The following is a 21,508-nucleotide window of genomic DNA, read 5'->3' on the forward strand; positions in this document are numbered from 1 at the left end:
ACATATACAGGCGGTGCAAACAGAAAGAGTGAGATAAATGAGCACTGCAAATACGCAGTCCATGATTTTTACGATTTATGGCGATTACTTACGCCATTATGGAAATAAGATTTGGATTGGAAGTTTAATACGCTTATTAAAAGAATTTGGACATAACGAACAGGCTGTTCGTGTAGCTGTTTCGCGTATGTTGAAACAAGGGTGGATACAGTCAGAGAAAAAGGGGAATAAAAGTTATTATTTTCTAACCTCTCGCGGTGATAACCGCATGGAAGAAGCTGCGGGAAGAATTTTCAAGCTGAATCCTCATGAATGGGATGGAAAGTGGAGAATCCTAATGTATACCATTCCCGAAGAAAAAAGACAAATTCGCGATGAATTCAGAAAAGAATTACTATGGAGTGGCTTTGGAAGTTTTGCCAGCGGCTGCTGGATATCTCCCAATGCCTTAGATAAGGAAGCTGAGCTCCTAATCGACAAATATGATATTAGGCCATACGTTGATTTCTTTTTATCAGAATATAAGGGGCCGAAGGAAAGCCAATCGCTTGTAGAGAGAAGCTGGCCTTTATCTGAGATTGAAGAAAAGTATGAGCAATTTATCTCGGATTACAGCAGGAAATACATTGTGCATCAAAGTATCATGCAAAGAGGCGAGATGACAGATGCGGAATGTTTTGTCGAGAGAACGAATCTAGTTCACGAGTATCGGAAATTTTTATTCACTGATCCAGGATTGCCGAAGGAGCTTTTACCTGCGCGCTGGAGCGGTAACCATGCGGCCTTGTTGTTTAGTCAATATTATAAAATGTTGGCTGAGCCGGCTAACCGCTTCTTTGAAGAGGTCTTCCAGGAAGATAATGATTTAAGGCGCAAAGATCAATCATATGATGCTTCTGACCATCTGTTAATCAGCGAACAAATAAAAAACTCCTAGCGGCTCTAGGAGTTTTTTATTTGTCGAGGATTTCTCTATATTCGTATCCTTTTTGTAAAATAAGTATATTATATCCCCCTTTGTATGATTATGATTGTGTTTAAGTTGATTCTATTATAACATTATTTATAAGGGGAGTGGTAAAAGTGAAATATATAACTGAACAATTGCATATTAAATACCCTATCATTCAAGGAGGCATGGGAAACATCAGTAACGCGCCCCTTACGGCGGCTGTATCAGAAGCGGGAGGATTAGGGACAATTGGATGCGGTACCATGGCGCCGGACGAAGTAGAAAACATTATTCAAGAAACGAAAAAGAGAACAAATAAGCCTTTCGCTTTAAACATTGCCATTACTGTTACACCTTTTGTGCAGGAACTAGTAGAGTTGGTTATAAAACATCATATTCCAGTTGTATCATTATCTGCAGGGAATCCTGCTCCCATTATTCCGGTTCTTCACGAGCATGGTGTAAAAGTAATCTGTGTTGTCGCTTCTGTAAAGCATGCGCAAAAAGCAGAAGCGGCAGGAGCGGATATATTAGTAGCGGAAGGATTTGAAGCAGCTGGGATTAACTCCAATCTTGAACTGACAACGTTCACACTCATTCCGCAAATTGCTCAATCTGTGGGCATTCCGGTACTTGCTGCTGGGGGGATTGGGGATGGAAAAGGTCTAGCGGCGTCGTTGATGCTCGGGGCCAGCGGTGTCCAGATCGGTACACGGCTGATTGCTACGAAAGAGGCTCCATTTCATAACACGTATAAACAAAATTTGGTTCACGCAAGTGACACCGACACGGTCATTGTAGGGCGTTCTGTGGGGCGTGTAAGAAGAATGTTAAAGACCCCATACGCACACAAATTGCTTAATATAGAAGAGCAAGGGATGACTTTAGAACAATATAATGAGATGACGACCGAAAAACAGCATGTAACGGGAGCGATAGCAGGAGACTTAGAAAATGGATTTATTAATAGTGGACAAGTAGCAGGATTGATTTCTGGCATCCCTAGCGTGAAAGAGCTGTTGGACAGCATGATGGAAGAAGCGAGCAGACAAATTAATAGAGTAGCAATGGACTTTGTGAAATAAACAAAAAACACCTTTGTTAAATTAATTATGTATAAGAGTTTGAGAACCTTCTTTAACGTTTATTCCTGAATGCAAAACCTTTATTGCGCCCAAAGGAAGTTTCCTTTGGGCTTATTGGCGTGCCAAGTCTAGCCGCAATAAATCAAATCCTCCTATTTGATACTGCGTTAACTGGCAGTAAAACCCTCGCAGATGGAAGTTTCCTTTATATAAAACGAGAGAAAAAATAAATACATATTTGTTCAGAAATGTCTAAATTTTATTTACAAATGTGCAACCCTATGGTATTTTTATCAAGTAATAGTATAACAGATTTTTAATCGTCGTTTATAATTTGTTTGTTAAATAAACGTTGTGTTTTTAAATCTACAGGAGAGTGATAGGTAGAAAAATTGCCATTTAATATTTATTTTTAAGGGGTTCGAGAGGAAGTTTTCGATTTGGGGAATTTAATTATATAACAAATGTTTATAGTTACTTAATTGCATTTGTTATAAAAGGAGGAGCATGTATGGGAGTGCAATTTCAAGAACAGAAACTACACACGCAGAAATTACACGAGGATTCTTACACATCACTGATACAAACGAATGATTTTCAAACGCTGTTAAAGCAAAAGAAATCATTTATTTTGCCAATGGTCGTTTTTTTCGGTTTATTCTATTTTGCCTTACCTATTTTAGCTGCTTATACGAAAGTATTAAACTATCAGGCTATTGGCCATATGACATGGGCATGGGTTTATGCATTACTGCAATTTGTTCTCGTATGGGTATGCGGTTTCGTCTACATTAAAAAGTCTGAAAAATTCGATAAATTAGCGGCGGCTATCTTAGCGAAACATAAGGAGGAATTATATTAATGAGTCTATTGGCATTATCCTTATTCCTGGGAATCATCGCTTTAACATTGGTCATCACATATTTTTCATCTAAAAGAACAAAAAATGCGAGTGATTTTTACACAGCCGGAGGCGGATTGACAGCATGGCAAAACGGTTTGGCGGTAGCCGGAGATTTTATGTCTGCCGCTTCGTTCTTGGGGATTACAGGAGCGATCGCTTTAGTGGGGTTTGATGGATTTTACATGAGTATTGGAAATCTAGTTGCCTTTTTATTTTTGCTCTATTTGGTTTCTGAGCCACTTCGAAATCTAGGAAAGTACACAATGGCCGACATGATTACGGCTCGCTTCAATTCCAAAAAAGTTCGAGGAGTAGCTGCCGTTAACACGCTGGTTATCTCCATCTTTTATATGATTGCTCAGCTTGTTGGGGCAGGCGGACTTATTAAGTTGCTGCTTGGAATCGATTATGCGACATCCGTTTTACTTGTAGGTATCCTGATGACGATTTACGTTATTTTTGGCGGAATGACAGCTACCAGCTGGGTGCAAATTACAAAAGCTGTTTTATTGCTTATCGGATCATTTGTTATAACGTTTATTGTGTTTGCTAAATTTGACTTCAGTGTTATGAATATGTTTCAGCATGTAAAATCCGCAACGCCATTTGGAGAAGAGTTCTTGAATCCAGGAAACAAATACAAAGATGGGTTGGATATGATTTCCTTTAATATGGCACTTGTCTTAGGAGCAGCAGGTTTACCGCATCTTCTTGTTCGTTTCTTTACAGTAAAAGATGCAGCGACGGCACGTAAATCAGTCGTTTATTCAACATGGTTCATTGGGGTATTTTTCATTATGACCATTTTTTTAGGCTTCGGTGCAGCGGCATTTGTAGGATTTGAAAATATTGTTGCTGCGAATCCTGCTGGAAACATGGCAGCACCATTGTTGGCGAAAACGATGGGCGGAGATTTTTTATTTGCCTTTGTTTCAGCAGTTGCTTTTGCTACCATTCTTGCGGTAGTTTCAGGTCTTGTGCTCACATCCGCATCTGCGTTTGCTCATGATATTTATGGAGAAATCATTAAAGGTGGAAAAGTAACAGAAAAGCAGCAAGTATTTGTAGCACGTATTGCTTCCATCGGAGTAGCTGTTGTTTCCATTTTACTTGCATTGTCTGCCCAAAAATTAAATGTCGCTTTCTTGTCTGTATTGGCTCTTGGTATTGCTGCCAGTGCAAATCTTCCTGTAATATTATGCACAATTTATTGGAAGCGCTTTAATTCAACAGGGGCTATTACAGGGATGCTGATTGGATTAATCAGCTCTGTTGTCCTTGTGTTATTGAGCCCGAATGTATGGAGTCCAACGCCGGGAGCCGCCATTTTTACCGGGGAACCTATTTTCCCGATGCTAAATCCAACTATTTACACGGTGCCGCTAGGTTTCCTTGGCGCATATTTAGGAACAGTTCTGTCTAGAGGAAAATCGAATGCAGAAAGCTTTGCAGAAGTTTTATATAAATCAAACACGGGGTATGGTATTAGTGCTGCGAAAGATCATTGATTGAAAGCTTGAGATTACTTGAACACCATGGGGCTTGAATATCACTAATAAGTGAAAAAGGTAAATCATTGAACAGGGGCGCTCTTTGCTCATGTTCAATGATTTATGTGGTTATTAATCCTACAAATAAAAATACAGGAGGAATCAATATGAAATCCAGTATGACAGAACAGGAAGTCCACAAAAGATATTACAAGCAAATTTTCGAAACGCTCGAACAAGAGCCTTATGCCCAGTTTCTCGGGATGAAATTAATAGAGATGGGAGAAGGGACTGCAACTGCTGAGTTAGACGTAAAGGACCATATGTTGAATTCGCACGGTACAGTTCATGGAGCTATTATCTTTTCTTTAGCTGACTATGTCTTTGCGGCAGCCAGTAATTCTTATGGGAAAACTTCTGTTGGATTATCAACAAATGTTAATTTTATGTCTCCTGGCCGGAAAGGATCCCGTCTAAGGGCTATAGCTGTAGAAGAAAAGCGAAACAACCGTACGGCATGGTATAAAATCCATGTAGAAAGTGATGGAGAACTTTTAGCTACCATGGAAGCATTGGTTTACCGTAAAAGCCACTATTTTGTCCCAGTAGAAGAGAATGAAAGTAATTAATTCCTAAAGCTCTACACTCTGAACTGCAGACAAGTGTCTGCAGTTTTTTTTGATTATCGCCTTACTTACTTTAATAAAATAGATAGGAATGGGTATATATATTGAAGTATATGAATTTGTGAGGTGTGCTGATAAGTGGAGAATTATCGAATTGAAAAGGATACTCTTGGTGAGGTTCGTGTGCCCATTGATAAATATTGGGGTGCTCAAACACAACGGAGCAAGGACAATTTTAAAATTGGCTCAGAGAAAATGCCGTTGGAATTAATATATGGTTTGGTTTTTATTAAAAAGGCCGCAGCAATAGTAAATTTCCAATTAGGCAAGCTCAGTGAAAATAAAATGAAGGCGATTCAAAAAGTATGTGATTCTATTCATGCCGGAGATATGGATGAACATTTCCCACTTGTGGTTTGGCAGACAGGTAGCGGGACTCAATCCAACATGAACGTAAATGAAGTGATAGCCAACAAGGCAAATGAATATTTAAAGGATCTGGGTGCTGCACATGAAAAAATCCATCCAAATGATGATGTCAATATGTCGCAAAGTTCCAACGATACCTTTCCAACAGCCATGCATATTGCTGCATATCAAAAAATCGTAGTAGAACTTCTTCCTGCAATATCAGAACTTAAAAATACTCTCCTGCAAAAGGAAAAGGATTTCTCTAAAATCATTAAAATCGGAAGAACACATTTACAGGATGCAACACCACTGACACTGGGACAAGAGATTAGTGGATGGCGGTGGATGCTTGAAAAATGTGAAATGATGATAAATGAGGCAAGCCAATATCTGCTTGATTTGGCAATCGGAGGAACGGCAGTTGGTACAGGAATCAACGCACCACCTTTTTTTGGTGACATGGTCGCTGAGCAAATTTCCATATTTACTGGATATCCATTTCGGTCCTCAGAAAATAAATTTCATGCTTTAACAAGTCACGATGAGATTGTGCATATTCATGGTTCGCTTAAAGCTTTGGCCGCTGATTTAATGAAAATTGCTAATGACATCCGTTGGCTGGCAAGTGGGCCTCGCAGTGGGATTGGAGAGATTAATATCCCGGCGAATGAGCCTGGCAGTTCAATTATGCCCGGAAAGGTAAATCCCACTCAAAGTGAAGCATTGACAATGATAACGTGCCAAATATATGGAAATGACGCTGCTATCGCTTTTGCGGCGAGTCAAGGAAATTTCGAGTTAAATGTATTCAAACCAGTTATTATTAATAATTTTATCCAATCGGTTAGACTTCTTTCAGATGGCATAAGATCCTTTAATAAAAATTGTGCCGTAGGTATTCAGGCCAATGACGAGATTCTTAAAGAACATTTGAATCACTCATTGATGCTTGTTACAGCATTAAATCCTCATATTGGCTATGAAAAGGCAGCGGAAATTGCCAAATTAGCTTTCAAAGAAAATTGTTCTCTAAAGGAAGCAGCGATAAAATTAGATTATGTTACTGAAGACCAGTTTTCTAAATGGGTTAAGCCAGAAAATATGATATGAAATTGAAAGCCCCTTCCAAATGGAAGGGGCTTAGCCATAATATTTATTTGTATTTACTTGGATTACTAAATATTAGCGTTGGAATCCGCCAAGTTGAGACTCAGCCATTGCTACTAGACGTTTTGTAATTTCTCCACCAACAGATCCGTTGGCACGTGAAGTAGTGTCTGCACCAAGATTTACACCAAATTCTGAAGCAATTTCATACTTCATTTGACTAAGAGCTTGCTCGACGCCTGGTACTAGAAGTTGATTAGAGTTGTTGTTACTTGCCATAGTTGAATAACACTCCTCTTAATAAGTTTGGGGTCAGTATGGAGTTGAACCATAATGGAGATTAAACCATTGCCGCCTAGGCCTAACCCATATTATCAATATTACTTTGATAAGCTTTCTACAAATTGGAGATTCATTTATAAAACTTTGGTTTGGCTGGATGAGTCGGACTTGCACCGGCTAATACCCTTTTTGGTTTCATCCATCGTGTTGTTGAATGGTTGCTTGCTTTGTAATACTTATTATGATTAAAACGGAAAGACTTATTCGAGAAATTAATTAGTAATTTATTCCATTACATATGGCATGTAAGTTAACACAAACTAAGGTTATCAAATAAACAAAAGGGTGAATGGAATGTCTGAATGCCCAGTATGTAATGGTTTTCGTGAAGCCTATTTATTATGTACAAATTGCGGGGAGCCTATGATGGAAAGTGGTCGTCTAATGGATTTTTATGATGATTATAGTCCATATATGGAGATTGACTTAATGAAAATGGAAGATGGATATCCTGATACAAATTCAGGTCATAAGTGTCCCCATGTGTATCGATGTCCTGCTTGTCATCTAGAAGAAGTATTTTTTATAAAAGAATAAGCCCTGCTAAGAAGCAGGGCTTATTGGTCCATATTTATTAAGGGCGGATTCTTGATTCTGTTTCTTCATCAAAGAAATGTGCTTTATTCATATCAAATGCTAGTTCTAATGTATCGCCTGGATGGATATCACCACGAGAATCAACGCGAGCTACAAAATCTTGACCGCCAATACTTGAATATATCATTAATTCTGCACCAGTTAACTCGGCAACATCTACTTGAGCTTTAATTTTTGATCCAGCCGATGCATCAATGAAAACTGGCTCATCATGAATATCTTCTGGTCGTGTACCTAGGATAATTGATTTTCCAACATATCCTTGCTCGCGTAAATATTTCATTTTTCCTTCTGGAACAGCAAGCGCAGTATTTCCAATTACGAATTTTCCATCCTCTAGTTTTCCGTTGAAGAAGTTCATCGCAGGAGATCCGATAAAGCCGCCGACGAAGACATTCTCAGGCTTTTCATAAACTTCTTTAGGCGAACCTACTTGCTGAATGATTCCATCTTTCATAACGACTAGTCGTGTAGCCATTGTCATCGCTTCGGTTTGGTCATGTGTAACATAGATTGTAGTAGTATCTAAGCGGCGGTGAAGTTTAGCAATTTCAGCACGCATTTGAACACGAAGTTTTGCATCTAGGTTTGATAATGGTTCATCCATTAAGAATACTTTTGCATCACGTACAATCGCACGGCCTAATGCCACACGCTGGCGTTGCCCACCTGAAAGAGCTTTAGGTTTACGAGTTAAGTAAGCCTCTAAACCAAGAATCTTTGCTGCGTCTTTTACCCGGCGGTCAATTTCATCTTTTGGGAATTTACGAAGTTTTAAGCCAAATGCCATGTTATCATATACTGTCATGTGTGGATAAAGGGCATAGTTTTGGAAAACCATCGCGATATCACGATCTTTTGGAGCTACATCGTTTACTCTTTTACCATCAATGTAGAAATCTCCTTTTGAAATATCTTCCAGACCAGCAATCATTCGAAGTGTCGTAGATTTTCCGCACCCTGATGGTCCTACAAACACGATAAATTCTTTATCTTCAATATGTAAATTGAAGTCTTGTACAGCTGTTACTTTATTATCATAAATTTTATAAATATGATCTAATTTTAACTCTGCCATTGTAATTCCTCCCTTTATCTTGTTAGTAATAGTTTACAAGTAGCAGAAGAAAATAGGTATGGACAGACTGCACAAAGAATGAAAACGCTTTTTTGGGCACTTTGTTATCTCTTTTGATTTTGTTCAAATAGAAGGCAAGCTAAAAAGACTGTAAAGGCTCCATAAAAATCCTTTAATTGGATTCCAGACCTATCGATAAATTTATCAATTCGATATTGGAGTGTATTTCGATGGATGTATAATTTTTTTGCCGTCAAACTGGCATTTAAATTATTCTCAAGAAAAACTTTAATGGTCGAATACATCTCAGGATCATCATTAAAAATTTCGAATATTCCTTGATGGATCTTTGGTTTTAAATCCATCGGCAAGTGATAAGCCACATATGCAGGAAGAACCCGTTCAAATGTAAAAATATTCATAAGGGAAACAAGATTGGTCAGGCCAAAGGAAAAATATTCTTTCTCAAGCAGGAACTTTGACCGAAGTTGGTCGTTAAAGGAATTAAACTTTCCAATAAAAAAAGCGATTTTGACATAAAAGTCACTTTCTAAGGTTTCTGACATGGAAATCAATTCTTCTTCCGTAAGTAAGACTATGGTGTCCTCTTCAATAATAATTCCTCGTCTTTTGTTCTCCCAGATGATGATGACTCCTTCAGTAAAGAACCCTTTTAATGCTGACTCAATCTCAAGTTGATTCGTATCATCTCCGTTAATTTGAAATTGAATGAACCGAAGATTTGTCTCAGCATTATAAGAGGGGGGAGGACCATCCTCTAATAAATACGCATCCCATCCCTTGGTTACAGAATTTTGGACAATTGATGGATTCTCAACTAATTGATAAATCACTTGAAGGAGGGTTAATTCCTTTTCAGTTACCTCAGATTTAGGAATGCCAATCCATTCTTTTTCCATCTCGCTGAAAAATACATAATACTGTTCTGAATGCGTAATAGGTTGATCGGGAAACAAAATGGAATTTTCATAAATAGACAATAATTTTCTAAGCATTTTTGATTTCCCCATTATAAAAAATTTTTAGTGTCTTCTAACATTATATCAGTAGTTACTGAACCTATAAAATAATAAAGGCTAGCCAAGGTTAATTCGGCTAGCCAGTTCTTTGGGTATTTATTATCAATCGCATTCATAGGGGGGTTGTTCTTCTTGTAGGTCACGGGCTTCTTCGATATTAGTTGACTCCTGACGGGAATGAACTGCCCCACCGGACATTCCTTCGTTAATCATTCGGTCAACATCCATAGACACTTTATCTCTGCCTTCATATGCAGATTCTGCATCAGTTCCCATGTTTTTTCCTTTGTCCATCCTTATCATTCCTTTCCCAAAACTATATTTAGTTTTGCTGAAAAGGCAAGTTTTCATGCACGATGGTCATTCAAATTTTAGATTATTCATATACATGGTAAAGCATGAGTTCATGGATTTGGCTCGATAATGCCTCAATCTCATCCTGTTCAGGCACATTTGTTGTCCATTCTATTTTCCCTGTTTGGTGATAAATTCCCGTCACCCGTTGCTTTTTATGATAAAAGGAAAAATTCCAGCCAGGTATATTTTTATTTTCAAATAATGGTTTAAATTGAAAGTGCAAGATCATCGCGAAATCCTCCTTTTAATATTCTTACTTATAGCTTAACTGGTTTGGGAAAATATTTAAATATGAATTTTCTGTCAGTTTTCATAACCGGAAAGTTGGAAGAAAATACGGCAAAGTTGCTCAATCTTCTTTTCTTCAATTTCCTCTTCATCAAATCTCATTGGTTTGGAATTTACCTCGTAAATATAGTAATGGCCAGTCATACTTACCCCGGCATCAATAGAAAACTCTCCGAAATAGCCAAATCGATCAGACAGTGCCATCCCTATTTCTGGAACAATCGCATCAATAAAACGATCATGCTCCTTGGTTTGTAAAATTTCATAGGGCAGGAGTCTACCGCCGGATGGAATATGGGTTGTAATATCTTGTGTCTGAGATTGCCGAATTCCAACTCCTGTTACAGTGTAACCACCGTCTTCTCCGTGGGCGAGGATACGAAAATCGAAGCGATTTCCCTTATACTTGGCTGATTTGATTTCAGCTTGTGCTAAATAGTTTTTTGCCAACAATTCCACACCGTGTTTTTCCCAAAAATGATCAAAGGATTTAAAAAGTTCATGCTGGTGTATCCCGTCTAATTGAAGACCGGTAGCACTAGTTAGCCTTAAGCGAAGAATCCCTTTTCCTTTGGAAGATTGAGCAGGTTTTAAATAAAGGCTTTTATGCTCCTTTTGAAACAAGAACAAGTCCTTCTTCCCGTGGATAAGGATGGTTTCTGGCAGGAACGATTTCAGAAAGGGATGTTTTTTAAACACCTCATAGAGCTCATATTTATCAATAAAACATGGATTGAAATAAGGGATATTCTTCTCCTTTAAAATAGAAAAAAAATGCTGGCATTGTTCGTTTTGTTCTGACTTTCGGAAGGGTATCCGGTTATATACAATGTCTGGATAGCGAAATTTTTCTTTTATCCAGTGATTTTGTTCAGGTAAAAATGTATAGCCCGTAATATGGTCTTTACCAGCATCCTCTGGTATAAAAACAAAGCTTATTCCATTGTGTGAAATAAGCTTTTTTTGTAATGCTATAAAAAGCGGGCCATTACCAGCAATAGAACCATCTGCTTTTCTTGCTGACAGAATTCCAACCTGAGGACCTGGATAATTGATTTTCATTGGATTAACTCCTCTAGGTGTAATAAGGATTGTTCGGTAAGAAAGACGGCAAATGCAATTGATAATTTTCGGGTTAGCAAATCAAATTCTTTTAATTCAGGATGAATAAAGATGGATCTTCCAGGTTTGGAATTTGCTTCGAAGAGCCAAACTTCTCCATTTCGGTCGATACCTAAATCAAATCCAATCTCACCAATTATTCCTTCTACATGCCGATCCATTGCGCTGCTTAAAAGCAAGGCGGCGTTGGAGAGTTTCTGTGAATATAGTGAACATTCCTCATTGGAAAAAATCTCTTCCATTGTCTTAATATCTCCACCGCTTCTTGAATGGGTGGTCACGCTGCCAGGTCCTGCTATCTTCGCTGCAATCGCAGATACATGCCAATTTCCCATATCATCTTTATTGGTGTGGACTCTAAAATCAATGGAACGGGATTCGGTTCGGAGTAGATTAATCCCTTGCTGTACTAGCATTTTTTCAAGGGATTGATTGGCAAATACGTTTCCCATCAAGCTTTCTAAACTTGAAAATTTCCTCAGACGGTTTACATTGCTTTTATCTTGGTATCGACAGTAATAATCATCGCTGTGTTTGTCGTAAATAATTTGGTGAACGCCTAAGCCGAGACTGCCATTTTTAGGTTTGATAAAAACATGGCCATAGGTGGAAAGCATCGTTTCGATTGAGGAGAAGGATGTAAACGGCAATGTATCTGGAAGGAAATTAGACACGGTTTCATCTTGAATAAGTCTTTCATGAATTTCAAGTTTGTTAAAAAATCCAGGATTGTACCAAGGGATAAGATATTCTTTTTGCAATCGCTCTCTCACTTTTATTAATCTTGGGTTATTTTCACTTCTTCGGTTGGGAAGTCGATCATAAATAACATTTGGAAAGGGAATATCAACCGTTTCCCAACTGTTATTATGATAAAAGTGCCCTTCAATGGTTCCTCGATGCCAATCAATATGCTGTTCTCCAAACACAAATGGTAAGGCACCCACCATTTTATTAACGGAAAGGAGTTTTGAGAAAAACTGTGTTCGATCGCCAATCGGTTCCAATGGCAAGGAAGTAAATCCTGCTGTAAAAATACCTACAAGTGGACCGATAATTAGACTTTGGTTAGATAAGAAAACATGAAGTGGAATGTTGAAACTAGGAAATTGAAGTGCTTGTTGAATTTCCCGGCTGATTGAAATCCGATCATCTTGATCAGGATGTGGGATAAAATCTACTTCTATCGATCTTGAACCAAAGGAAATTCGTGATAACTCTTTTTCTCTAATTATTTCAGGCGGACAGAAAACTACTAATTGATCATTTTGAGCAACTTCAATGAGATAATGTTTTCTCATAATAGCTCTTCCTTTCTTTTAGATCCATTTGACTTAGGTGCTTCCCATAAAGCAAAGGGGCAAGGGTTAAAGTCTCCTTTATATCTGGCTGTGTATGAAGGAGGACCTTTCGACCAGGCTTCGAATTGATATCCAGAATCCAAATTGATTCATCTTTTGCAATTCCGATATCAATGCCAATCTCAAATAATGGTAAAAAGGCATTTTCTAGTATAGGTGGAAGATTAGAAAGAATGTAATCTAATTCCTGATGGATGTACTCCTTTTTAGCAGGTAAAAAAGAGGTTGACCAATCCAAATAAGGAATAATCGAACCACCAGCACTTAAATTGGAAAGGATTCCCCCAGTACTCCCGACTCGAATACCTCTGCCCATTTCTCCCCATTTTCCATCAATCCCTTTCTGTAGGAGGATCCGAATGTCAAATGGCTGTAGGTCATCATTGGATAATTCTAAATATGGCTGCATAAGGTAGGGACGCTTGCTAATAAGTGGGTGCAGCCATTTATTTAGTTTGGTTTCATTTGGAAAGATTCGTGAGATAATATTCTTGTTTTTTTCTGTTTTAACATGAAAGGATTTGTTGTTTTTTTTCAAATAGTAAATACCATTTCCTTGAGAGCCATTAATTGGCTTTAAAATCATTCTTTTCTTGGCAGTTAATTCATTTAACACGATGCTAGAATTGGAAACCGCCTGAGTCAGGGGCAAATAAGCTGATAAAACTGTACTTTTTAATACGTCATAGAGTTCGAGTTTATTAGGCAGTCCATATCCTAAAAAGGTTATTTCGGGTCTGTTCTTTAGCCAAGATACAATCGGAATGCACTGCTTGGAGTAGTCATCATCCCCGTAAAAACAACGATCATAAATAAGAGTTGGAATGGGAAACTCCTTGTCTGCCCAAGATTTTGATTGTGAAATGAATTTTTTTCCTTTTACTTGTAATGTAAGTGGATTTACATTGGCAGGGGAGAAGCGATAGCATTCCACTCCACAGGGTTCTGCAAAGTTTGCAATGTCGTTGATATAGGTCTGCTCACTGTCCAAATTTATGGTCATTATTCCAAAGGCAATCAATTTACTGGTCCTCCTTTACAAAAGTCGAATCGAATGCAAGCAGCGTACAAAATTGAATGAGAGCCTTCGCAGATGGTCTGATTTTGCCTAATCCATCTTCAAAGTTTTTCGAGGGTTTAGAGTTTACTTCAATGATCCACGGCTTTCCGTCTTGGTCTACGCCAATGTCGATGCCAAGTTCACCAGTTATCCCTGTTTGAGAGTTACTAATAATGGATGCTGTTTCGACTGCTAATTCTTTCATATGTGTAAGCACCTCTAAAGCGTTCTTAGGTCCAAGACAAGTTCGCAGAACCTCTAACGGTCTAAGCATCTTTCCACCTCTTGCAATGTTGGAAACGAACTCATCTTTTGCAGCTATCCTTGCCACAATTGAGGTAACTTGCCAATGGTTGTTCAGATTTTTGTGACATAGTACCCTAAAGTCCATGGAACATGAGTCATACGCCACTAATTCAATACCTTGTTGAATAATATAAAATCGATTATGGAGAATAGGCTTGATTAGGTTGTGTATTTCGTCTAAGGAGTATTGGTAGCTAGAGTTGTCGTTAAGTAATGCAATCGAGGTTTGTAAAGTGTAGTGGATTTCATCTTCTTTTTTCAACTTGATAATATTTCTTCCTTGGCTGCCATTAACCGGCTTTATAAATACCGTTTCACATTCGTCGGTAAGTTCATACAAATGCTCTTTTGTGTAGATTTTTGTTTTTGGTAAGAAGGGGAGGAGGTGTTTTTCTTGAAATATTTGATTATATACTTCCCATTTTGAAAGGAAACGTTCATTAAACAAAGGAATCATCATGGTTTCAAGTCTTTTACGAAATTGCTTAAATGGGACAGATTGTTCAAGTTTACGGGAATGTATACGATTATAAATCACATCCGGTATTGGATGTTCAAACGATCTCCATTTCCCATTTAACAGGTAATAGCCTTGATTTAAAAATTCCTCATAGGAAAAAACATAAAAAAAGCCACCAATTTCAGTAATTCCTTGATGAAGTTCCTCGCAAAAAGCATGAATAGAACGAAAGTGTGGTTCTTCCTGTTTAGTGGAAGGGAAATCAATTACTAGTCCAATCACAGGTCCGAGTTCGAGTGTTCGAAGAGCTTCCCGATAGATGGCTTGAAATTTAAAACTCTGGGTGGGTAGGCAAAAATTCTTGAGAATATTTTCAGGAATAAGCATCAAATTTTGGGGGTCCAGGTCTACTGGTTGAACCGCTGTTTGTATTGCCTTTTTTCCTAACTTAATATTTAATTGAAGGTTCTTGTTTAATCCTAAACTAGTAAACAAATGGTTGGATATTTGTACCATGCTGTCATTCGTATTTTTAGGTTTTCTTGCTTTAATGGTAACCTGAGTTAATGGAAAAGACATAAACATTCCTCGATTTCTATCTATATTGGAACCATTATTCCTTATGGGCATTAGTTGATATAGTAATGTATGTAACACTAATCGAGATGGTGATTTTAACATTCTCGCATTTTGGTGAATAGTTTGTTATAGTTGATTCGAATTAGAAAAGCGTTTGATTAAAAAGGAGTGGATACCAATGGCAGTTAATCTATATGATTCCGCCTATGCGTTAGAAACAGCTATTCGTCAAAGTGATGAATACACACAACTACAACAAGCCTATAAAGAAGTAAATGCGGACCCAGCAGCAAAACAAATGTTTGATCAGTTCCGCAAAATCCAAATGGACTTGCAACAGAAACAGATGATGGGGCAGGATATCTCTGAACAAGAAATTGCGCAAGCACAATCAACTGTAGGAGTTGTTCAGCAAAATGAAAAGATTGCTAGGTTAATGCAAGCAGAACAACGGATGAGCATGGTTATTGGCGAGTTAAACAAAGTAATTATGAAACCTCTAGAAGACCTATACGGAAAAATGTAAATTACAATGCGAGCTTTCGGTATAAACCGAAGGCTTTTTCTTTTTTGCTCTGTTCTACAAATGCCTAAAAAATCATAAAAGTGTTATAAAGGCTATTTCACCAAGAACAGGGGGCAACGGAATGATTTATCGCTTGCTTGCTTTAAATATTGATGGCACACTTCTCCAAACAAACGGAAAAATCCATAAATCAACTAAAGAGGCTATTGATTATGTTCAGCAAAAAGGAATTTATGTCACGCTTGTCACATCGCGGAGCTTTCCTTCCACAAGAAAAGTAGCCAAGGCATTAAAAATAAAATCACCCCTCATTACCCATCAAGGTGCATTTATTGCAAGTTCTGAGGACAAACCAATTTTTGTGAAAAGGATTGGTGAACAAATTTCCTATGATACAGTCAGCTTTTTAGAGGCACTGCCATGTCAAATTCGTCTTGTCCACGAACAATTTTCATTAGCAAATAAATTAAAATTGAATAATAATTTGTTGGCAAAAACCGTTTTTACCTCAGGTGATCCGGTCTTTTATTCGCAGCAATTCGTGTCGTCACTAACAGAGTATCTACATGACCAGCCAGTGAGCCCTCCGAAGATAGAAGTTTATTTTGAAGAAGAAAGTGACCTTCAGGATGCGAAAAAGGCACTTCAAAAAATGTATACAGAGATTGAATTAATCCAACTGGATTCATTAAGGTTGGATATTGTGCCTGCAGGTGTTTCAAAGTTATCAGGATTATCATACCTTGCAAGCCAATTAGGGATTCAAAGACAAGAAATCGTCTATATTGGTGATGGAATCGATGATATTCCATTGCTTGAAGCTGTAGGTCTTGGTGTATCGATGTGGAATGCAAATTTCGATGTGAAGAAAGCATCAGATTGGGTGACACGGTCACAGAACGAACAAGGTGTCGCTTATATGGTAAAAGAACACTTTAGAAAACAACAGCCAATTGAGTTTTTAAGAAAGATGAATATTATTAAAAAATAGCCTAAAAAAGATATCAACGGTGAATGGCCGTTGATGTCTTTTTTTTGAAACAACTGAATAGAAAATTCACTATTTTTAAAAAACTTACCTATATTTATGTCCTAATTTCCATATATAATGGAATTGATTCAAATGGATGGGAGGGTTTCACGTGTCGATAAACTTTATAACAGATAAGGTGAATGTAAAAGTTATAGGGCGTGTGGCGACAATAGAAATGAACAGACCTGAGTCATTAAATGCCTTGGACTTAGAAATGATTAGGGGGCTAGTCTGTAAGCTAAAGGAAATTAGCGAATCGGATGAAATCGATATTGTCGTTCTAACGGGAAAAGGAAGAGCCTTTTCAGCAGGAGGCGATATTAAATCCATGCTTTCAAACATGAACGAAAGCGATTTCTATCCAGTTATGGACAGTATTAGTGAACTAATTGTTACTCTTTACAGCATGCCTAAACTAACTATTAGTGCCGTTACAGGTTCAGCGGCTGGCTTGGGATTCAGCCTTGCGCTAGCAACTGACCATATTATTGCTGAAAAAAATAGTAAGCTAGCAATGAATTTTATCGGGATTGGTCTGATTCCAGATGGAGGGGCTCATTTCTTCTTAGAGAAAAAATTAGGAGAGACAAAAGCGAAACAGGTAATCTGGGACGGGAAAATGATGGATGCTGATGAAGCGTTTGCGTTAGGGTTAATCGAAGAAGTAGCGGCAGCCAATCTTCAGGAGACATTAGATGCTAGAATTTCAGATTGGTTAAGCAAACCCGTTCAAGCGATGATTAAAACGAAAAAGATATTAGCTGATATGCATCGTCCTTACTTATTAAAAATCTTAGAATTAGAAAAACATTCACAGCAAAAAATGCGCGAAACCATTGACCACCAAGAAGGAATAAGGGCATTTATCGAAAAAAGACAACCCAGATTTATCGGTAAATAAACAAAGAAGCCCGCGGCTTCTTTGTTTATTGATTTTTAAGCCTATCCCTATTTACAGCGCTTTCATTTTTAAGAATGAAAGAGTAATAGCTTACCACTTGGTGAGGAGCATCGATGTGTACGTTCTAATAAGTTTTTTTCTGCTAACAATTTTTGGCCTAATTCTTTTGCCGCATCATCATGTTCAGCCTGGAAGGATTCATCTAAAATTTTTTCCCCAGTGCTTTCAAAAGCAGTTAATTTATACGTTTTCATTTCAACAACCCCTTAAAAGAATCTTGTTATTTATCTATTTTCACATAATTAATAAAATTGCGCAAAAATAAAATGAAACCAAAATTTGTTAAATTCGTATGAAGGATGGAGAGGAGTGTGTGAAATGGTTCTGAAACTTGAACATGTCACGAAACGATTCGGGAAATTTACAGCTGTGGATGACTTATCTTTAGTGATTCCTGAAAAAGAAATGTTTGGCTTTTTAGGGGCTAATGGTGCAGGGAAAACAACGACCTTCCGAATGATCTTAGGGTTACTGGACACTAGCGGTGGAAAGATTACTTGGGACGGGAAGCCGATTGACTATTCCGCCAGTCATTTGGTCGGCTATCTCCCTGAAGAGAGAGGTTTGTATCCGAAATTAAAGGTTCGTGACCAAATCGTCTATTTAGCCAGATTAAGAGGGATGCAAAAATCTCAAGCACTTACGGAACTAAAATCATGGCTTGAGCGCTTCAAAATTCCTGAGTATGAAAATAAAAAAGTTGAGGAGCTTTCCAAAGGTAATCAACAAAAAATCCAATTCATTGCTGCCGTCGTCCATAAACCAAAATTACTAATCTTGGATGAGCCATTTAGCGGGCTTGACCCAGTAAATGTGGAAATGCTAAAGGAGGCTGTGCTATCTCTGAAAGAAGATGGGGCGACTATCGTTTTCTCGAGCCATAGAATGGAGCATGTCGAGGAAATGTGTGAACATCTTTGTATCTTGCACAAGGGAAGCCCTGTCGTCCATGGTTCATTAAAAGACATCAAGCGTTCCTTTGGGAAAAAGAACCTCGTTATCCATGCCGATTTTCCAATAGATTTCTTGAAAAATTATCCTGGAGTCGTAAAGGCAAAACCAACTATGGAAGGAATTCACCTGCAAATCGAGGGGGAGTACATAGCTGAAAAAATACTTAAGGAGATAGTAAACCAAGGATTTATCAGGAAATTTGCCCTTGAAGAACCATCATTAAATGATATTTTTATTGAAAAAGTAGGTGATTCATATGAATAGTTTTTGGATTATTTTGTTCCACACCTATATAAACAAATTAAAAACAAAATCCTTCATCATCACAACCCTTTTAACAGTCGTTATTGTCTTGGTCTTAACTAACTTAACTAATATCATTGATATCTTCGATAAAAATGATGGAAAAGAAAATGTGGCTGTGCTTGATGAAACAGGTCAACTGTTTGATCCATTCAAAAAACAAGTTAGTACAATTAACAAAGAGATTAACTTAACACTTTTTCGAGGCAGTGAAGCAGAGGCAGAAAAAGCAGTTGAAAAAGGAACGTACCAAGGAATTGTTCAGCTTGGTTTAAATGATGAAAAACTTCCGTTGGCTACTTATAAAGCAAGGAGTATTGCTGATTCAGCCTTGTATACTGACCTTCAAACGAGTCTTCAGCAAGTAAAAACCATGCTGGCAGCTTCACAAATTCAGTTGACTCCTGTTCAGCTCGAAAAGCTTTATGAACCAGTATCTTTTAAGAAAATTGCTCTAGAGAAGAATGCAAAAACGGAAGAGGAACTGGATCAGGCACGTGGACTTGTTTATGTCTTGCTCTTTATCATATATTTTTCAGTAATTATGTACGCCAATATGATTGCGATGGAAGTAGCAACAGAAAAGTCGTCTAGAGTAATGGAAATATTAATTTCAAGTGTCTCTCCGATTAAACAAATGTTTGCAAAAATAATTGGAATCGGTTTATTAAGTCTGACACAGCTCGCTGTATTTCTGTCCGTAGGTTATTTCTCTCTTATACAAAATATGGAATCTTTAAAAGAAGGATTTTTCGGTGTTTATGGTTTTGGTGATATTCCTCTAGGAACGATTATTTATGCGGTTGTTTTCTTTATTCTTGGCTATTTTCTTTATGCCACACTTGCAGCATTTCTCGGTTCACTTGTCAGCAGAATTGAAGATGTTCAACAAATGATTACACCAATGACTATGCTCGTAGTCGCTGGGTTTATGATTGCTATGTTTGGCTTAGGAAAGCCTGATGCTCCGTTCATAACGGTGACATCTTTCATACCGTTCTTTACACCAATGATCATGTTCCTGCGGGTAGGAATGTTGACAATTCCAGTCTGGGAAGCAGTTGTAGGAATTGCTATCTTAGTAGCAACGATTGTTTTCTTAGCTATATTTGGCGCTCGAGTCTATCGTGGTGGTGTCTTAATGTATGGACAATCGAATTCCTTTAAAGATATAAAAAAAGCACTACAACTGACAAAAAACGAATAAGGAAGCAAAAGAGTATTTACCAATCGGTAAATGCTCTTTTTTTTCAATAAATAACTGACAAGAACGTGCATTCGTATTTCTGTGGTGCTACAATGAAGTAAAGAAGTGGAAAGGAATGACTTATGAAAAGAATATCATTCATTCATGCAGCGGACCTGCACCTGGACAGCCCAATGGTCGGATTAAAGTACTTACCACAAGACATCTTTAGCCGAGTTAAAGAGAGCACTTTTACGGCTTTAAAAAAGGTAACGGAGGCCGCAATTCATCATCAGGTCGACTTTGTTATTTTAGCAGGCGATTTATTCGACGGTGAAGATCGCAGCCTGCGTGCACAATCTCGATTTCGGACAGAGATGCTTAAGTTAGCAGAAAACGAGATTCATGTTTATGTCATCCACGGCAATCACGACCATTTAAACGGATCATGGGTACACCTTAATATGCCTGAAAATGTTCATGTGTTTAAAAGCGAGGTTGAAACCAAAGTTTTACATACAAAGAACGGTGAAATCGTCCATCTTTATGGTTTCAGTTATCCAACACGACATGTCTATGATAGAAAGATAGATGATTATAGGAAGAAAGATGGCGCCGACTTTCATATTGGGATACTCCATGGAAATGAAAGCGGAGGGGTTGAACATGATAACTATGCCCCTTTCTCAATTAGTGATTTACATAAGAAAGAATTTGATTACTGGGCTTTAGGACATATTCATAAACGTGCTGTCCTATCAGAATCTCCGCCGATTATTTATCCAGGTAATATTCAAGGCAGGAATAAGAAAGAAACAGGTATGAAAGGAATTTATCATGTAACATTGACTGATCTTGATAAGAAGATAAATTTTTTAGAAACAGCCGATATTATTTGGGAAGAAACAGTAATTGATGCTGCTTCAGCCAAAAACTTCCTTGATGTTTTACAATTATGCCAAACAACCATCAATAGTTTTCGGAGGGAACAAAAAGGAACGTTATTATCACTTTCCTTGAAAAATATTGTACTAGCAGATGAGCGTGAACAGAGAAGCTTGAATGGCGAGATGTTAGAACTCCTATTGGAGAATGAAAAAGAAGAGGAATCCTTCGTATGGATTGTTGACCTAACTGTTATTGAAGGTCAGCAAATAGATAAGGAACAGTTGAAAAGAGACGCAAACTTTTATGCTGAACTTTTTGAAACAATTGAACACTACCCAGATGTAGATCAAGCCTTAGCCCCCTTATTCGAACATCAATTAGGGAGAAAATATATCGGTCAGTTATCAACTGCCGATCAAGAAGAACTAATCAACAAAGCAGAGAAATTGCTGCTCGAATTACTTTATCAATCATAGAGGAAGGAGTGTGGAG

23 protein-coding genes are annotated in these 21,508 nt (G+C 37.8%); 13 read left to right on the forward strand and 10 right to left on the reverse strand.

Going from position 1 to position 21,508, the window contains the following annotated elements; translation table 11 throughout:
• Positions 1-37: 37 nt before the first annotated feature.
• The 6 genes from paaX to fumC all read left to right on the forward strand — a co-directional run bounded on the left by paaX (position 38) and on the right by fumC (position 6,578).
• Positions 38-937: a phenylacetic acid degradation operon negative regulatory protein PaaX gene (gene paaX, locus BR30_RS0117205; RefSeq protein WP_026566038.1), complete on the forward strand. Its 900-nt coding sequence runs from the start codon at positions 38-40 to the stop codon at positions 935-937.
• Positions 938-1,083: 146 nt separating this feature from the next.
• A complete protein-coding gene (locus tag BR30_RS0117210) occupies positions 1,084-2,037 on the forward strand; it encodes an NAD(P)H-dependent flavin oxidoreductase (protein WP_026566039.1) in 954 nt (317 codons plus the stop codon).
• Between the two features lie 511 nt (positions 2,038-2,548).
• Positions 2,549-2,899: a DUF485 domain-containing protein gene (locus BR30_RS33880; RefSeq protein WP_051633668.1), complete on the forward strand. Its 351-nt coding sequence runs from the start codon at positions 2,549-2,551 to the stop codon at positions 2,897-2,899.
• A complete protein-coding gene (locus BR30_RS0117220; RefSeq protein WP_026566041.1) occupies positions 2,899-4,449 on the forward strand; it encodes a solute symporter family protein in 1,551 nt (516 codons plus the stop codon). The genes BR30_RS33880 and BR30_RS0117220 overlap by 1 nt, the downstream gene beginning before the upstream one ends.
• Before the next feature lie 149 nt (positions 4,450-4,598).
• Positions 4,599-5,060 carry a PaaI family thioesterase gene (locus BR30_RS0117225; protein WP_035445721.1) on the forward strand — a complete coding sequence of 154 codons (462 nt, stop codon included), beginning with the start codon at positions 4,599-4,601 and terminating at the stop codon, positions 5,058-5,060.
• Between the two features lie 135 nt (positions 5,061-5,195).
• Positions 5,196-6,578, forward strand: a complete 1,383-nt coding sequence (gene fumC / locus BR30_RS0117230) for a class II fumarate hydratase (protein ID WP_026566043.1) — start codon at positions 5,196-5,198, stop codon at positions 6,576-6,578.
• Between the two features lie 72 nt (positions 6,579-6,650).
• Here the strand turns inward: fumC and BR30_RS0117235 are convergent, their stop codons facing one another.
• Positions 6,651-6,854 (reverse strand): alpha/beta-type small acid-soluble spore protein, encoded by a 204-nt coding sequence (locus tag BR30_RS0117235; protein WP_026566044.1) that lies wholly within the window; start codon positions 6,852-6,854, stop codon positions 6,651-6,653.
• 357 nt (positions 6,855-7,211) lie between these two features.
• Between BR30_RS0117235 and BR30_RS0117240 the strand changes: the two genes are divergently transcribed.
• Complete coding sequence (locus BR30_RS0117240; RefSeq protein WP_026566045.1) at positions 7,212-7,454, forward strand: hypothetical protein; 243 nt, start codon at positions 7,212-7,214, stop codon at positions 7,452-7,454.
• 37 nt (positions 7,455-7,491) lie between these two features.
• On the opposite strand, the gene BR30_RS0117245 is transcribed toward BR30_RS0117240, so the two are convergent.
• The 8 genes from BR30_RS0117245 to BR30_RS0117280 all read right to left on the reverse strand — a co-directional run bounded on the left by BR30_RS0117245 (position 7,492) and on the right by BR30_RS0117280 (position 15,165).
• A complete protein-coding gene (locus BR30_RS0117245; protein WP_026566046.1) occupies positions 7,492-8,592 on the reverse strand; it encodes an ABC transporter ATP-binding protein in 1,101 nt (366 codons plus the stop codon).
• A 104-nt stretch (positions 8,593-8,696) separates the two neighbouring features.
• Positions 8,697-9,608: a helix-turn-helix domain-containing protein gene (locus tag BR30_RS0117250; RefSeq protein ID WP_026566047.1), complete on the reverse strand. Its 912-nt coding sequence runs from the start codon at positions 9,606-9,608 to the stop codon at positions 8,697-8,699.
• Between the two features lie 126 nt (positions 9,609-9,734).
• Positions 9,735-9,926 carry a hypothetical protein gene (locus BR30_RS0117255; RefSeq protein ID WP_026566048.1) on the reverse strand — a complete coding sequence of 64 codons (192 nt, stop codon included), beginning with the start codon at positions 9,924-9,926 and terminating at the stop codon, positions 9,735-9,737.
• A gap of 82 nt (positions 9,927-10,008) precedes the next feature.
• Positions 10,009-10,218: a YheE family protein gene (locus tag BR30_RS0117260; protein ID WP_026566049.1), complete on the reverse strand. Its 210-nt coding sequence runs from the start codon at positions 10,216-10,218 to the stop codon at positions 10,009-10,011.
• A gap of 74 nt (positions 10,219-10,292) precedes the next feature.
• On the reverse strand, positions 10,293-11,339 hold the full coding sequence (locus BR30_RS33885) for a YheC/YheD family endospore coat-associated protein (protein ID WP_035445723.1): 1,047 nt from the start codon (positions 11,337-11,339) through the stop codon (positions 10,293-10,295).
• Positions 11,336-12,700: a YheC/YheD family endospore coat-associated protein gene (locus tag BR30_RS0117270; RefSeq protein WP_026566050.1), complete on the reverse strand. Its 1,365-nt coding sequence runs from the start codon at positions 12,698-12,700 to the stop codon at positions 11,336-11,338. The genes BR30_RS33885 and BR30_RS0117270 overlap by 4 nt, the downstream gene beginning before the upstream one ends.
• On the reverse strand, positions 12,678-13,763 hold the full coding sequence (locus BR30_RS0117275; RefSeq protein ID WP_051633748.1) for a YheC/YheD family endospore coat-associated protein: 1,086 nt from the start codon (positions 13,761-13,763) through the stop codon (positions 12,678-12,680). Before BR30_RS0117275 ends, BR30_RS0117270 begins: the two co-directional genes overlap by 23 nt.
• Positions 13,764-13,782: 19 nt before the next feature.
• Entirely contained in the window at positions 13,783-15,165 is a 1,383-nt protein-coding gene (locus BR30_RS0117280; RefSeq protein ID WP_026566052.1) for a YheC/YheD family endospore coat-associated protein, read from the reverse strand.
• A 178-nt stretch (positions 15,166-15,343) separates the two neighbouring features.
• On the opposite strand from BR30_RS0117280, the gene BR30_RS0117285 reads away from it, so the two are divergent.
• The 3 genes from BR30_RS0117285 to BR30_RS0117295 all read left to right on the forward strand — a co-directional run bounded on the left by BR30_RS0117285 (position 15,344) and on the right by BR30_RS0117295 (position 17,625).
• Entirely contained in the window at positions 15,344-15,691 is a 348-nt protein-coding gene (locus BR30_RS0117285; protein ID WP_026566053.1) for a YlbF/YmcA family competence regulator, read from the forward strand.
• Positions 15,692-15,812: 121 nt separating this feature from the next.
• Positions 15,813-16,682 (forward strand): Cof-type HAD-IIB family hydrolase, encoded by an 870-nt coding sequence (locus BR30_RS0117290; RefSeq protein WP_026566054.1) that lies wholly within the window; start codon positions 15,813-15,815, stop codon positions 16,680-16,682.
• Positions 16,683-16,818: 136 nt separating this feature from the next.
• Positions 16,819-17,625 (forward strand): enoyl-CoA hydratase, encoded by an 807-nt coding sequence (locus BR30_RS0117295; RefSeq protein WP_442852983.1) that lies wholly within the window; start codon positions 16,819-16,821, stop codon positions 17,623-17,625.
• A gap of 68 nt (positions 17,626-17,693) precedes the next feature.
• Here BR30_RS0117295 and BR30_RS0117300 read toward each other — a convergent pair whose 3' ends face one another.
• A complete protein-coding gene (locus tag BR30_RS0117300) occupies positions 17,694-17,879 on the reverse strand; it encodes a YhzD family protein (RefSeq protein ID WP_026566056.1) in 186 nt (61 codons plus the stop codon).
• Between the two features lie 124 nt (positions 17,880-18,003).
• On the opposite strand from BR30_RS0117300, the gene BR30_RS0117305 reads away from it, so the two are divergent.
• The 3 genes from BR30_RS0117305 (at position 18,004) to BR30_RS0117315 (ending at position 21,492) form a co-directional block, all read left to right on the forward strand.
• Positions 18,004-18,903: an ABC transporter ATP-binding protein gene (locus BR30_RS0117305; protein WP_026566057.1), complete on the forward strand. Its 900-nt coding sequence runs from the start codon at positions 18,004-18,006 to the stop codon at positions 18,901-18,903.
• Entirely contained in the window at positions 18,896-20,149 is a 1,254-nt protein-coding gene (locus BR30_RS0117310) for an ABC transporter permease (protein ID WP_026566058.1), read from the forward strand. Before BR30_RS0117305 ends, BR30_RS0117310 begins: the two co-directional genes overlap by 8 nt.
• A 122-nt stretch (positions 20,150-20,271) precedes the next feature.
• On the forward strand, positions 20,272-21,492 hold the full coding sequence (locus BR30_RS0117315) for a metallophosphoesterase family protein (RefSeq protein WP_026566059.1): 1,221 nt from the start codon (positions 20,272-20,274) through the stop codon (positions 21,490-21,492).
• Positions 21,493-21,508: the final 16 nt, after the last annotated feature.

It is taken from the genome of Bacillus sp. UNC41MFS5 (assembly GCF_000686805.1).